Consider the following 12,705-nt stretch of genomic DNA (forward strand, 5'->3'; position numbering starts at 1 on the left):
GAACGGCGTGACACCTCCCAGGGAGTGTCTTGCCGAAGCAGGCCGCAGGCCGGACTCACGGCGTCCGGACGATTCAGGAAGGACGTACGGCCATCGCGTCGAGTGCTTCGAGGAGCGCGGGAAGGCGCAGTCCCCGGGCCACGGGCAGCACCTCGCCCGGCAGCTCGTCGAGCAGGACGAAGGCCATGTCGTCCGTCCGCGCCACCAGCGACCAGCCGGGGCCGTCCGCACGCAGCGTCCGCACGCCGCCGTCCGTACCGGCGTCGGACCGCACCCGCCCGACCGGCGGCGGCTCCTGGAGGTAGCCGTGGAGCTCGTCGAGGGCCCTGCGGACGCCGTCGTACGGGTCGGGGACGGTGGCTGCGGGCGGCACCGGGTCGGCGGGCGGAGCCGCGGTGGGAGACGGTGCCACGGCGGGAGACGTTGCAAGGTCGGGGGATGGTGCGGCTTCGCGGGGCGGTGCCGCCTTGGCGGAGGAGGCCGACTGGAACCAGGCCGACGTTGTGGGTGAGGCCGGCGCCTTGGGCGAGGCCGCAGCGTCGGGCGAGGCCGCCGTGCCGGGTGAGGCTGCGGTCTTGGGCGAGGTCTCGGTCCGGGGCGATGCCGTCGGCTCGGACGAGGCCTCCGTTCCTTCCCCTGCTGGGGCATCGGTCGTCACCTGGCCCCGCCAGGTCGCCCACTGGAGCGCCACTTCGTCGGCGCCGAGGCGCCGCTGGGCCGGGCCCCACGCGTCACCGGACGGAGGGACCAGAGGGGCGGGGTCGCCCTCCTCCGGCTCGGGGTCGTGCGGGGCGGGTATGCCGGGGGCGCGGGTGTTCAGGTCGAGAGGCCAGCCAGGCAGCCCGGCGACCACCGACCGTTCGTCGGGGGAGAGGTCGTAGGCCATGCCGCAGTCCCAGGAGGAGATGGCCACCGCGACGAGCGACACGTCGTCGACGACGACCGTCCAGCGCGCCCCGAGCCCGTCCTGGCCGAACACGAGCCCGTACCCCTCCGCGTACGGCTGAAGCCCGAGCGCCGCGCAGGCAGCCGGGTAGTCGTCACCGAGCACGCTCGGGAAACGCGCGGGCGTCAGCAGTGCCGCGGTCAGCACGAACAGCGCGTCGGCATCGCCGACGGCCTCGGCCTCGGCGATCGGGTCCGTCCCAGCCACGCATGCCTCCCCATCTGGTTGTCGGCGCACCTTAACCAGTGAGGAGGGAGACCTGTCCATAGATCTGCGCAGTGACCTGCATCGCCGTACGGACGCGCTGCCGACGATCGGCCCCCCGCCTCGCACGGCGGGAGCTACACGTCGTCGCCCGCCGGCCGCCTCGCCGGTTCCTCCCGCAGACCGAGCAGCGAGCGGGCCACGGCCCTGGGCGACTCGTTCCGTTCCCGGGCGAGGGTGAGGAGCGCCCGGCAGGCCAGTTCATTGACCCCGAACGACAGCATTCCGGGGGAGACCCGGCTGGCCGCCTCCTCGGCCCGCGCCGGGTCGTCCTCGGCACACGCGGCCACGTACTCCGCGGCCGCCTCGAAGAGGTTGTGCCCCTGCCGGGGGCGCGGTGGCGCCGTCGCGGCGGTCTCGGGGGCCCGCCGGGCCGACGGCAGGAGTCTGCGCAGTCTTTCGGGTACCCGTGCCACGCCCCACCGCCTTTCCCGGGCACGACTGCCCGGCACGTCCACGGTAGTCAGTGAAGTGACGGGAAAGAAGGGTGCGTTGGCGGCATCCAGGATCTAGGACGGTTCACCGCTGCTGGGCCGGCGGCGTGGCGTTCCTCAGGAGCGGGAGGTTCTTCTCGACGGCCTTCTTCCAGGAACCGTCGTCGAACATCTTCTGGAGTGCCCGCCGGATCGTGCCCTGTGCATCGCCGCCCTCCGGAACGCCGATGCCGTAGGGCTCGTCGCTGACACTGAAACCGGCGAGCTTGAACCGGCCCTTGTACGCGGCCTGCTCGGCGTATCCGGCGAGCAACGTGTTGTCGGTGGTGACGGCGTCGACGGCGCCCGAGGCGAGTTCGCTGATGCAGCGCGCGTAAGTGTCGTGTGTCACGACCTGCGCCTGAGGGGCGAGTTTCGTCCGGATCAGGAGCGCGATGCTGGTGCCGTTGGCCGTGCAGACCCGCCGGCCGTTGAGATCCGTCGGGCTCTTGACGGAGGTGTTGCCGGCGGCGAGCAGGACGTCCTGATGGGCCATGAAGTAGGGGCCGACGAAGTCGACCTTCTTGTCCCGTACGGAATTCTTCGTGTACGTGGCCACGACGAGGTCGACGTCGCCGCCGGTGAGGGCGGACTCGCGGGTGGAGCTCTGGACCTCCTTCCACGCGATGTCGGCGGGAGCGTGGCCGAGTTCCCGGGCGACGAAGGTCGCCACGTCCACGTCGAGACCCGCGTACGTGCCGTCCGGGTTCTTGAAACCGAGACCGGGCTGGTCGAACTTGATCCCGATGGTGATGGCGGGGTCGCCGCCGGTCGGGGGAGCCGCGGACGCGCCCGTGGAATGCGACGAAGGCGTGGAAGGCGAGGACGCGCTCTGGCCGCTGGGCTTGCCCGCGACGCGGTCGCCCTCTCCGCCGTCCTTCTCGTCGCCGAGGGGAAGGAGGTTCCAGACGAGCACGCCGCTGAGCACGACGGCCGCCCCCGCTGCCGCCGCGTACATCCCGCCCTGCCGCTTCCGTGTCGCGGGCGGCCGGGTCGGTACCGGGGGTGCGAGGGGGAAGGCGGTGGCGGTGTCGACGGTGGCGTCGACGGAGGAGGGCGGGAGGGCCGCGGCAGGCGCCTGCACCTGCGCCTGTACCCGCGTTCCCGTGTGCGGCGGGACCGCGTCCCGGGGCTCGGCGTCGACGGCGGGGGATCCGTCACCCACGGCCGCAGGCGAAGCCTGTGCTGGAGCCTGTGCCTGAGCCTGAACCTGTGCTTGAGCTTGAACGTGAGGGTCGACTCTCGCTTCCGATTCGACCCCCGCGAGCATCCGGTCCAGTGCCTCACCGTCGGGACGCGCCGCAGGATCCCGTACGAGCACGCTCGTCAGAACCCGCGTCAGCGGCCCGGCCCGCCGAGGCGGCGGTACGTCCTCGCCGAGGACGGCCGCGAGTGTGGCGAGCGTGTTGGCCCGGCGCAGCGGGTGGTGACCTTCCACCGCGACGTACAGCGTCATCGCCAGCGACCAGAGGTCGGCGGCAGGCCCGCCCTCCTCGCCGCTGACACGTTCGGGCGCCATGTAGTCGGGCGTGCCGATGATCGAGCCGGCGGCGGTGAGGGCGGTGGCGCCGTGGATCGCCGCGATTCCGAAGTCGGTGAGCACCGGCTGTCCGTCGGGCCGCAGCAGGACGTTCGCGGGCTTGATGTCCCGGTGCTGGATGCCCGCCGCGTGGGCCGCCCGCAGCCCCGCGAGGATCCCCCGCCCCAGCGTTGCCGCCTCGCCGGCGGTCAGGTCACCCCGGTCGAGGCGGTCCTGGAGCGAGCCGCCGGCGACCAGCTCCATGACGAGCCAGGGGTACGTGCCTTCGCCACCGTCCACGATGTGATGGATGGTCACCACCTGGGGGTGGGCCACGCGCGCGAGTGCCCTGGCCTCCCGCAGCACCCGGATGCGGAGCTCCCGGGCGCCCTCGGGGTCGTACTCGGCGAGCGCCGGGTCGGGCGGGCGCACCTCCTTGAGGGCCACCTCGCGGTGGAGTGCCAGGTCCCGCGCTCGCCACACGGTCCCCATACCGCCCCCGCCGAGCCGAGCCGCCAGCTCGAACCGATCGTCGACCACCCGCGCCACTCACAGCCCCCTCGTTCAGACCGCCGACCCCGCCCCGACTCTGCCACATCCGGGTGGTGGATCCAGCCGGATCAAGGAGGGCCCACGGGGCATGCCCCGCCGTGCCCCGCCCCGCGCCCGGGTCGCGACAGTGACCCGGACACCGGGGCGCGGGGGCGGACGCCTCCACGCCCGGCCGAAGATCGAGGGAGTCACCCTCGACGGCGGAGTGTCCGGTCCGCTGGTGCTCCGCACGGCGGTGCGGAGCAGGCGATCCGCGGCTCAGTCCTCCCGTACGGCCATCGCCAGATAGCGCGTGTCCTCGTCGACGTAACTGACGAGCCGCCAGCCCGCTTCGGCGAGTACGCCGCGCAGTCGGGGTTCGGCGCGCAGGTCGTCCGGGGTGATCTGCCGGCCGTGGCGGGCCGCGAGCGCCGCCCGCCCGATGGGGTGGAAGAGCGCGAGCCGGCCTCCGGGCCGTACGACCCTGGCGAGTTCACGCAGATCGGCCACGGGTTCCGCGAGGTGCGAGATGAGCCCCGCGCCGAAGACGGCGTCGAGCGCGCCGTCGCGCACCGGCAGGCGCCCGACGTCGGCGAGCAGCAGCGTCGCGATCCCGTCCGTTCCGCCGCGCCCGGCGGAGACGGCCTGTTCGAGCATCTCGGGGGTGAGGTCGGCGCCGAGGACGGTGCCGGACGGGCCGACGGCGGCGCGGAGCGGCGGGAGGGCACGTCCGGTCCCGCAGCCGGCGTCGAGTACCGCGTCGCCCGGGCGCAGGCCGAGCTCCTTCGCCGCGGCCGCGTACGCGGGGCCGTCGTCGGGGAACCGGCTGTCCCAGTCGGCGGCGCGAGCGCCGAAGAACTCTCGGACGTGTGTGGGGTCATCGCTCATGCGCCCATGATCCCGCACGCGGGATTGTGAACGTTCTGTGTGGACGTTCTGTGTGCACGTTCGAGCCCGGTGCGATCGTTCGGGATCATCTCTCTGTCATATTCCATCAGCTTTCGAAATGCGCCCCTAGTGCGCCCCCTGATGCGCACTAGCGTCCGGGAGCCATGGGACACCTGGACCACGCCACCTACGGCTGGCTGACACCTGCACTGTCGTACGCGATGGCCTGCGTCGGCGCCGCCCTCGGGCTGCGCTGCACCGTACGCGCCCTCGACGCGACCGGCCGCTCGCGGCGGAACTGGCTGCTCACGGCCGCCTCCGCGATCGGCACCGGAATCTGGACGATGCACTTCGTGGCGATGCTCGGCTTCGGCGTGACCGGCACCGACATCCGCTACGACGTTCCGCTCACCATCCTCAGCCTCGTCATCGCGATGGCCGTCGTCGGCGTCGGTGTGTTCGCCGTCGGCTACGGACGCGACCGCGTCCGCTCGCTCCTGATCGGCGGGCTCACCACGGGCGTCGGCGTGGCGAGCATGCACTACATGGGCATGGCCGCCCTCCGGCTCCACGGGGAGGTCCGGTTCGACCCCCTGCTCGTCGGCCTCTCCGTGGTCATCGCCGTCGTCGCCGCCACCGCGGCCCTCTGGGCCGCCCTCAACATCCACTCACCCGCCGCCGTGGCCGTCGCCTCGCTCGTGATGGGCGCGGCCGTCAGCAGCATGCACTACACGGGCATGTTCGCGGTGCGGGTGGACGTGGTCCCCTCCGCCGCGACCCTCCCCGGGGCCACGGTCATGCAGTTCATCTTCCCGCTCGCCGTCGGCCTCGGCTCGTACCTCTTCATCACCTCCGCGTTCGTCGCGCTCTCCCCGACGGCCAAGGAACGTGCGGCGTACGCCTCCGCCGGGCGCCTCACCGAGCCCGACGAACGCGCGGTGGACGTCGCACCTCCCGGCTTCCGGACCGCCCGCACACCCACGAGCTGACCCGAACCCCCGTACGTCACGCACCACGACAGTCGCAGCCGGAACGAGGAGGCCATGCGAACTCCCCGCAGGACCAACGACGCCAAGGCGTCGGCGCCGCCGTCGGCGGCCGCGCGCGGGCGGCGCGCGCACGCCGGGCCGCCCGCCGACGAGCCGGGCGAGCCCACCCCCGACGCCTTCCCGACCACCGGACGCACGGCCACCGGACACTCGGTCACCGGACACACGCCCGCCGGACACTCGGTCACCGGACACCCGGTCACCGGGCACCGGGCCGGCACCCACGCGCCGTCCGAACCTGCCGCCGCCGAGGCGCCGTCTCCCCGCTCTCCGCACCGCGGTCTGCGACCCCGAACCGTCCGCGCCAAGATCGTTTCTCTCCTCATGGTCCCGGTCGTGTCGCTCCTCGCACTGTGGGGATTCGCCACCGTCACCACGGCACAGGACGTCGCCAGGCTCCGCCAGCTCCAGCGCGTCGACGCCGAGATCCGCGAGCCCGTCACGGCCGCCCTCGCCGCCCTCCAGGCCGAACGGCGCGCCGCCGTACGGCAGGTCGCGGCCCCCGGGGCCACTCGGGCCGCCGAGCTCAAGGACCGGATACGCCGCACGGACGAGGCCGTCGACCGCCTCCGCCTGAACGGCACGCACACCGTCGGCGACACCGGGGACCTGCCCGGCGACGTCGGGGAGCGGGTGAGCGCGTTCGTCGGCAAGGTCGAAGGCCTCGCCCGGCTCCGTACCGCCGCCACCGAAGGGCGGGCCGACGGGAACCAGGTGTACGAGGAGTACACCGCGGCGGTCTCCGCAGCCTTCGCCGTCGGCGGCGCCCTCACCGGCATCCAGGACACCCAGCAGGGCTCCGACGCGCGCGTACTCCTGGAATTCGGCCGGGCGGGCGAGATGCTGTCCCGCGAGGACGCGCTCCTCACCGCCGCCCACCTCGACGGCGAGTTCACCGCGGACCGGCTCCGCGCCTTCTCCGGCGCCGTCGAGACCCGGCGTACACTCACCACCTCCGCCACCGCCGACCTGCCCACCGCCGAACGCGCCGCCTGGGCCCGGCTCGCGGCCGGCGGCGACCAGGCCAGGCTCACCCGGGCCGAGGACCGGATCCGCTCCGCGAGCCCCGGCCGCCCCGCCGCCCAGGCGGTCACCTCCGCCGACTGGGACGACACCCTCGCCGCCGTACGCAACGGACTCACCGCGATCGAGAACGACGCGCGCACCGCCGCGGCCGGCCGCGCCGACCCCTTCGCCGGTGGGGTCCTCACCGCGGGCGGCGCGGCCGTGATCTTGGGCCTCGCGGCCGTCGCCGCCTCCCTCGTCATCTCCGTCCGGATCGGCCGCGGCCTCGTCGTCGAACTCGTCAGCCTCCGCAACACCGCCCTCGGCATCGCACGCGGGAAACTCCCCGCCGCCATGCGCCGGCTGCGCGCCGGAGAGGAGATCGACGTCCAGGCCGAGGCCCCGCCCGGTCCCGCGTCCCAGGACGAGATCGGCCAGGTCGGCGAGGCCCTCACCACCGTCCACCGCGCGGCCCTCTCCGCGGCCGTCGAACGCGCCGAGCTCGCCAGCGGCATCTCCGGGGTCTTCGTCAACCTCGCCCGCCGCAGCCAGGTCCTCGTCCACCGCCAGCTCAACCTCCTGGACAGCATGGAGCGGCGCGCCGACGACCCCAACGAGCTCGGCGACCTCTTCCGGCTCGACCACCTCACCACCCGGATGCGCCGCCACGCCGAGAGCCTCATCATCCTCTCGGGCGCCGCCCCCGGCCGCGCCTGGCGGATGCCCGTCCCCCTCACCAACGTCGTCCGCGCCGCCGTCTCCGAAATCGAGGACTACGCGCGCGTGGAAGTGCGCCGACTCCCCGAGACGGCCGTCGTCGGCGGCGCCGTCGCCGACCTCACCCACCTCCTCGCCGAACTCATCGAGAACGCCGCCCAGTTCTCCCCGCCCCACACCAAGGTCCGCGTCAGCGGAGAACCCGTCGGCAACGGATACGCCCTGGAGATCGAGGACCGGGGACTCGGCATGGGCAAGGAGACCCTCGCCGAGGCCAACGCGCGCATCGCCCAGTCAGAGGCCCTCGACCTCTTCGACAGCGACCGCCTCGGCCTCTTCGTGGTCAGCAGGCTCTCGTCCCGCCACGACATCAAGGTCCAGCTGCGGACCTCCCCGTACGGCGGCACCACGGCCGTCGTGCTGCTCCCGACCGACCTCCTCCAGGGCGCACTGCCGCCCGGCCGCGGCACACCGGCGACCGGCCACGGAACCGACACGCCCCACGCCGGAACACCGCAGGCGCGCGATCCCCGCTCGCCCTCCTCCTCCGCCGGGGGAGATCCGGGCGCTGACCACCGACAGACCCGCGACGAGCACGTGACGGGCGACCGGTTCGGCGCTGACGGCTTCGCCGCCGACGGGTTCGGCGCCGAACGCCTGGGCTCCGACCGTCGTACGGACGACGCGCGCGCCGCCCGCGAACACGAGGAGGCACAACGTGCCGAGGCCCGCCGCTTCGGCCGCCCGCAGGTGTCCCGCCCCCCGGCACAGGCCGGTCCGCACCCCGCCATCGGTGGAGGCGCTCCCGCCGGACCCGTCCCGGCGCCCCGCAGGACCTCCCCATCGTCAACGGGTGGTGCACGGCCCGGAATCCCGCCCCAGGAGACGAGCGGTCCCCGTGCTCCGGTCCCACCGCAGACTCCCGCGTCCTCGCGCCCGCAGCCCTTGCCGCGCCCGACCGCCGTGCCCGCACTCGCGGCGCCGCCGGAGCCCGCGCCGCCGCCCGCCAGAGTCACCGAACTGCGCCGCCGCGGTCCCTCCGTACCGCCGCCGACGCGCGAACAGCAGCCCGGCACGACCACCGGCCCCGCCGGCCCCGCCGGTCCTGTCGGACACCGTGAGGATGCGGAGGGCGAACTGCCGCGTCGGGTACGGCAGGCGAGCCTCGTCCCGCAGCTGCGCGAAGCACCCGCGGCGGCACCGGTCTTCGTACCGCCCGCCCCGGGCACGGACGCCCGCACCCCGGAAGTGGTACGGGACCGCATGGCGGCCTACCGGGACGGCTGGCAGCGGGGTGGCGGCGCGGCCCCGGGCAGCAGACGCCCCCTCGGCACCGGCACCGGCCACGTTCCCGGCCACGACGCGACCACCCCCGACGAACCCCGCCCCGAAGGAGACCAGTCATGATCGACCACGAGAGGATCTCCCACCACCGGTCCGGCGAGCTCGACTGGCTCCTCGACGACCTCGTCATGCGGGTCCGGGAGGTCCGCCACACCGTGGTCCTCTCCAACGACGGACTCGCCGTCGGGGCCTCCAGCGGTCTCAGCCGCGAGGACGCGGAACACCTGGCCGCCATCGCCTCCGGCTTCAACAGCCTCGCCAAGGGGGCGGGCCGCCAGTTCCACACGGGCGGCGTCCGGCAGACCATGGTCGAGATGGACGACGGCTTCCTCTTCGTCGCCGCGGCGGGGGACGGTTCCTGCCTCGCCGTCCTCAGCTCCGTCAGCGCCGACATCGGCCTCATCGCGTACGAGATGGCCCGCCTCGTCAAGCGCGTCGGCGAGCACCTGCACACCCCGCCGCGGCTCACGGTGACCCCGCCGGCCGCCGGCTGACCCGGAGAAGCCCATGAACGAGGACAGCACCGGCGGCGGCCCGTCCGTCCCGGGCAGTCAGTGGTACGACGCCGAAGCCGGACCGCTCGTACGCCCGTACGCGATGACCGGCGGCCGGACCAAGCCCGGCCCCAGCAACGTACGGTTCGACCTCATCGCCCTCGTCGTCGTGGACGACGACCCGCCCGGACCGGCCGAGGAGTCCCTCCTCGGCCCCGAGCACCGGTCCCTGCTCGCCCTCTGCCGGGCCGAGACCCAGTCGGTCGCCGAGCTCTCCGCCGACGCCGACCTGCCCGTCGGCGTCGTCCGGGTCCTCCTCGGTGACCTCCTCGAATCGGGCTTCGTACGTGTCAGCCGGCCCGTACCGCCCGCACAGCTCCCCGACGAAAGAATCCTGAGGGAAGTAATCGATGGCCTACGAGCGCTCTGAGAGCACCGGCACGGACGACGGCGACGCGGACACCACCGCCCTCGCCCTGAAGATCCTGGTCGCCGGTGGATTCGGCGTGGGCAAGACCACCCTCGTCGGCGCGGTCAGCGAGATCCGGCCGCTCCGCACCGAGGAACAGCTCAGCCGTGCCGGGGAGTCGGTCGACGACACCGGGGGAGTCGACCAGAAGACCACCACGACCGTCGCCATGGACTTCGGCCGCATCACGATCCGCTCCGGGCTCTCCCTGTACCTCTTCGGGACACCCGGCCAGGACCGGTTCTGGTTCCTCTGGGACGAGCTGTCGCAGGGCGCCCTGGGAGCCGTGGTCCTCGCCGACACCCGGCGACTCGAGGACTGCTTCCCGGCGGTCGACTACTTCGAGCACCGGAAGATCCCGTTCGTGGTCGCCGTCAACTGCTTCACGGGCGCGCGTACGTACGGCGCGGCCGACGTCTCCCGCGCGCTCGACCTGGACCGGGGCACGCCCGTCGTGCTGTGCGACGCCCGCGACCGCGACTCCGGGAAGGAAGTCCTCATCCGCCTGGTCGAGTACGCCGGACGGATGCACACGGCCCGGCTCCTCGACACGGTCGGCTGAGCTCGGGCCCGCCGTCCGGGCCGGCTGAGCTCGGGCCCGCCGTCCGGGCCGGCTGGGGTCCGGCCGGCGGATCGGCGGGCAGGCCCTTAGTCGGCCACGCCGGCCTGGGCGGTCACCTTGTGGATGCGTACCCGGACGAGGAGTTCGCCCGGGACCGCGTTGCGCTTCCCGAACTCGTCCGCCCGGTCCTCGCCCATGTAGCGGGCGCCGATGCGGCCGGCCCAGTGACGCAACTCCTTCGGGTCCTCGCTGAGTTCGGCACGACCGCTGAGCGAGACGAAGGCGAACGGCGGGGTGTCGTCGTCGACGCACAGGGAGACCCGTCCGTCGCGGGCGAGGTTGCGGCCCTTCACCGTGTCCTTGCCCGTGTTGAACACGAACTCGTCCCCGTCGAGAAGGAACCAGATCGGCACGACGTGCGGACTGCCGTCGTCGCGCACGGTCGCCAGCTTGCCGGTACGGGTTCCCTCGGACACGAAGGTCCGCCACTGGTCATCGGTCATCCTCGTCATGCCCCCATCCTGCGGCACGCGCGGGCGTGGTGCAGTGCTTGCCCTGTTCACGACAGTGCGTAAGGCTTGCGGCGATACGGCGGACCACTGCGGCACGAGGATCACGGGAATCCGGGTCTTCGGGACGCACCACCCAGGGGGAGGACCACTGATGGCGTTGGACAAGGGACTGGACTGGCTTCTCGACGACCTGACCCAGCGTGTCGGATTCATACGGCACGCGCTCGTGCTGTCGAACGACGGCCTGGTGACGGGCGCGAGCAGCGGACTCGCGCGCGAGGACGCCGAACACCTGGCAGCCGTCTCCTCGGGGCTGCACAGCCTCGCCCGGGGCTCGGGCCGGCACTTCAGGGCGGGCAGGGCACGCCAGACGATGGTCGAGTTCGACGAGGCGCTGCTCTTCGTGACGGCGGCGGGCGAGGGCAGTTGCCTCTGCGTCCTGAGCGCGGCGGAAGCGGATGTCGGTCAGGTGGCGTACGAGATGACGCTGCTGGTCAACCGCGTCGGCGAGCACCTCGGCGTGGCGGCGCGACAGCCGGGGCGTCCGGGCGGCGCCATGCTCTGACGCTCGGGCCGCCGTCCTGAGGCGTTGTCCACAGGCGGTTGTCCACAGGCCGTGCGGTGTTCGTCACTCTGCGTTACGTTCTCGGTGGTGGGTCGGAGAGATCCGCGACACGGCGAGAACACGGACGTACGGGGGAGGGCCACGGGATGACGGTCGACGAAGGAGCGCGCACGGGGACGATGGCACCGGGGCGGGCAGCGCAGGAACTGGAACTGAGGCGCGACGAGTTCCAGCTGGCTGTCCAGCTCGGCCTGGTGAGGACGGTGCCGGCGGGAGAGGGCGGACGACGGCGGGTCGAGCAGTGCGAGCTCGACCGTCTCAGGGCCGCGCCCGACTTTCCCGCCGGCCTGCGCGAACGGGTGCGCGCGGTCGGTACGGGGGAGGCCGCCGAACTCCTGGAGATCACTCCGGAGCGGTTCACCAGGCTGGCCCGGACGGGCCACGTCAGTCCCGTGCGGTTCTCCCTGAACCGCTATCGCGCGGTCGTGTGGATGTATCTCGCGGAAGAGGTCGCCGAGTTCGGCCTCTCCTGCCCCGCGCTGCTCACCGGGCGCCTGCCCATGGAACTCCGGGAACGCCTCGCCGCACACGAGGACCTACGGCCCAGGAACTGGCGGGCACGGCGGCTCGCTGTGCTGTTCCGCGCCACGGACGACGCATGGGCGCGGGCCGCCGCCATCGCCTCGCTCCTCGACCCGGTCCAGGTGGCCGAGGTCGTCGACGACCCGTACGAGCGCTCGCATCTCGACCGGTTGCGCCCGCCGGCGCCGCCCGGGATGCCGGTGCGGGCGGCGGCGCGCGACATCGCCGAGCGGCTCATGCGGGCCGACGACCCGGACGAGATCCTCTGGCACCGGTTGAGCCTGGCCCTGGTGCTGGACGAGGCGCGCGCCGAGCAGCCGGCGCCGTATCCCGGGGAGGGCGGGGCGAGCGGGCCGTGGGCGTCGGTCCGGGCCTCGGGTTCGGCCGGCGGACGGTCGGGGGCGAGGGCGCCCCTGCCGCTGTCCCGGCCGCCGGTGCTGACCATGGCGCCCGTACCGTCCCTGGCGCCTGTTCCGCCCGTCCCGTCCGGGCGGCCCGCGTCGGTGGTGCCGCTCGGGGCGGCGGTGTCGTGGGGGTGTCCGGAGACCTCGCCGCCACCTCGGCCCTCGACGCCACCGGCGGTTCCGCCCATGGCGGCGGTTCCCGCTGGGCGTCCGGAGGCGACCGACCGTCCACCGGGTCGTCCGGCCCGCACCCGGCTCCTCGACCGGCTGCGACGCAGGAGGACGACCGACGCTGGACGGAACGGGGGACGGAGGCGCCCGGTGTCCTGGCCCTGACGGCGGTGCGCGGCGTGCGGCCTCGGCGGGGTCTGGGGAGGATGG

The 12,705-nt window shown here is 73.5% G+C and carries 12 protein-coding genes; 7 read left to right on the forward strand and 5 right to left on the reverse strand.

The features are described from left to right. Nucleotides 1–73: 73 nt before the first annotated feature. The 4 genes from OG462_RS39390 to OG462_RS39405 all read right to left on the reverse strand — a co-directional run bounded on the left by OG462_RS39390 (nt 74) and on the right by OG462_RS39405 (nt 4,621). Nucleotides 74–1,153: a hypothetical protein gene (locus OG462_RS39390; RefSeq protein WP_406065474.1), complete on the reverse strand. Its 1,080-nt coding sequence runs from the start codon at nt 1,151–1,153 to the stop codon at nt 74–76. 134 nt (nt 1,154–1,287) lie between these two features. Further along, entirely contained in the window at nt 1,288–1,626 is a 339-nt protein-coding gene (locus OG462_RS39395) for a hypothetical protein (RefSeq protein ID WP_406065476.1), read from the reverse strand. Between the two features lie 103 nt (nt 1,627–1,729). Then, on the reverse strand, nt 1,730–3,742 hold the full coding sequence (locus OG462_RS39400; RefSeq protein WP_406065478.1) for a bifunctional serine/threonine-protein kinase/glutamate ABC transporter substrate-binding protein: 2,013 nt from the start codon (nt 3,740–3,742) through the stop codon (nt 1,730–1,732). Nucleotides 3,743–4,012: 270 nt separating this feature from the next. Then, the gene (locus OG462_RS39405; RefSeq protein ID WP_406065480.1) at nt 4,013–4,621 is read right to left on the reverse strand and encodes a methyltransferase domain-containing protein; all 609 of its coding nucleotides are present in this window, start codon (nt 4,619–4,621) and stop codon (nt 4,013–4,015) included. 164 nt (nt 4,622–4,785) lie between these two features. Between OG462_RS39405 and OG462_RS39410 the strand changes: the two genes are divergently transcribed. The 5 genes from OG462_RS39410 to OG462_RS39430 are packed head-to-tail and all read left to right on the forward strand — an operon-like array spanning nt 4,786 to nt 10,261. Continuing rightward, on the forward strand, nt 4,786–5,610 hold the full coding sequence (locus OG462_RS39410) for an MHYT domain-containing protein (RefSeq protein ID WP_406065482.1): 825 nt from the start codon (nt 4,786–4,788) through the stop codon (nt 5,608–5,610). Nucleotides 5,611–5,664: 54 nt separating this feature from the next. Then, the gene (locus OG462_RS39415; RefSeq protein WP_406065484.1) at nt 5,665–8,799 is read left to right on the forward strand and encodes a nitrate- and nitrite sensing domain-containing protein; all 3,135 of its coding nucleotides are present in this window, start codon (nt 5,665–5,667) and stop codon (nt 8,797–8,799) included. Then, complete coding sequence (locus OG462_RS39420; RefSeq protein ID WP_406065486.1) at nt 8,796–9,230, forward strand: roadblock/LC7 domain-containing protein; 435 nt, start codon at nt 8,796–8,798, stop codon at nt 9,228–9,230. Before OG462_RS39415 ends, OG462_RS39420 begins: the two co-directional genes overlap by 4 nt. Before the next feature lie 13 nt (nt 9,231–9,243). Further along, complete coding sequence (locus OG462_RS39425; protein WP_073814172.1) at nt 9,244–9,660, forward strand: DUF742 domain-containing protein; 417 nt, start codon at nt 9,244–9,246, stop codon at nt 9,658–9,660. Continuing rightward, nucleotides 9,641–10,261: a GTP-binding protein gene (locus tag OG462_RS39430; protein ID WP_406065488.1), complete on the forward strand. Its 621-nt coding sequence runs from the start codon at nt 9,641–9,643 to the stop codon at nt 10,259–10,261. Before OG462_RS39425 ends, OG462_RS39430 begins: the two co-directional genes overlap by 20 nt. Before the next feature lie 86 nt (nt 10,262–10,347). Here the strand turns inward: OG462_RS39430 and OG462_RS39435 are convergent, their stop codons facing one another. Beyond that, nucleotides 10,348–10,773: a PPOX class F420-dependent oxidoreductase gene (locus OG462_RS39435; RefSeq protein ID WP_406065490.1), complete on the reverse strand. Its 426-nt coding sequence runs from the start codon at nt 10,771–10,773 to the stop codon at nt 10,348–10,350. Nucleotides 10,774–10,924: 151 nt separating this feature from the next. On the opposite strand from OG462_RS39435, the gene OG462_RS39440 reads away from it, so the two are divergent. Both OG462_RS39440 and OG462_RS39445 read left to right on the forward strand, forming a co-directional pair. Continuing rightward, complete coding sequence (locus OG462_RS39440; protein WP_406065492.1) at nt 10,925–11,338, forward strand: roadblock/LC7 domain-containing protein; 414 nt, start codon at nt 10,925–10,927, stop codon at nt 11,336–11,338. A gap of 146 nt (nt 11,339–11,484) precedes the next feature. Continuing rightward, entirely contained in the window at nt 11,485–12,660 is a 1,176-nt protein-coding gene (locus tag OG462_RS39445) for a DUF6397 family protein (protein WP_406065494.1), read from the forward strand. Nucleotides 12,661–12,705: the final 45 nt, after the last annotated feature.

Origin of the sequence: Streptomyces sp. NBC_01077, assembly GCF_045162855.1 — a bacterium.
Taxonomy (GTDB): Bacteria; Actinomycetota; Actinomycetes; order Streptomycetales; family Streptomycetaceae; genus Streptomyces.

Bases quoted from the DNA above. Each gene is read 5' to 3' on its own strand.
- OG462_RS39420 (WP_406065486.1), top strand. From the start codon at position 8,796: ATGATCGACCACGAGAGGATCTCCCACCACCGGTCCGGCGAGCTCGAC.
- OG462_RS39405 (WP_406065480.1), bottom strand. From the start codon at position 4,621: ATGAGCGATGACCCCACACACGTCCGAGAGTTCTTCGGCGCTCGCGCC.
- OG462_RS39435 (WP_406065490.1), bottom strand. From the start codon at position 10,773: ATGACGAGGATGACCGATGACCAGTGGCGGACCTTCGTGTCCGAGGGA.
- OG462_RS39415 (WP_406065484.1), top strand. From the start codon at position 5,665: ATGCGAACTCCCCGCAGGACCAACGACGCCAAGGCGTCGGCGCCGCCG.
- OG462_RS39445 (WP_406065494.1), top strand. From the start codon at position 11,485: ATGACGGTCGACGAAGGAGCGCGCACGGGGACGATGGCACCGGGGCGG.
- OG462_RS39425 (WP_073814172.1), top strand. From the start codon at position 9,244: ATGAACGAGGACAGCACCGGCGGCGGCCCGTCCGTCCCGGGCAGTCAG.
- OG462_RS39430 (WP_406065488.1), top strand. From the start codon at position 9,641: ATGGCCTACGAGCGCTCTGAGAGCACCGGCACGGACGACGGCGACGCG.
- OG462_RS39410 (WP_406065482.1), top strand. From the start codon at position 4,786: ATGGGACACCTGGACCACGCCACCTACGGCTGGCTGACACCTGCACTG.
- OG462_RS39440 (WP_406065492.1), top strand. From the start codon at position 10,925: ATGGCGTTGGACAAGGGACTGGACTGGCTTCTCGACGACCTGACCCAG.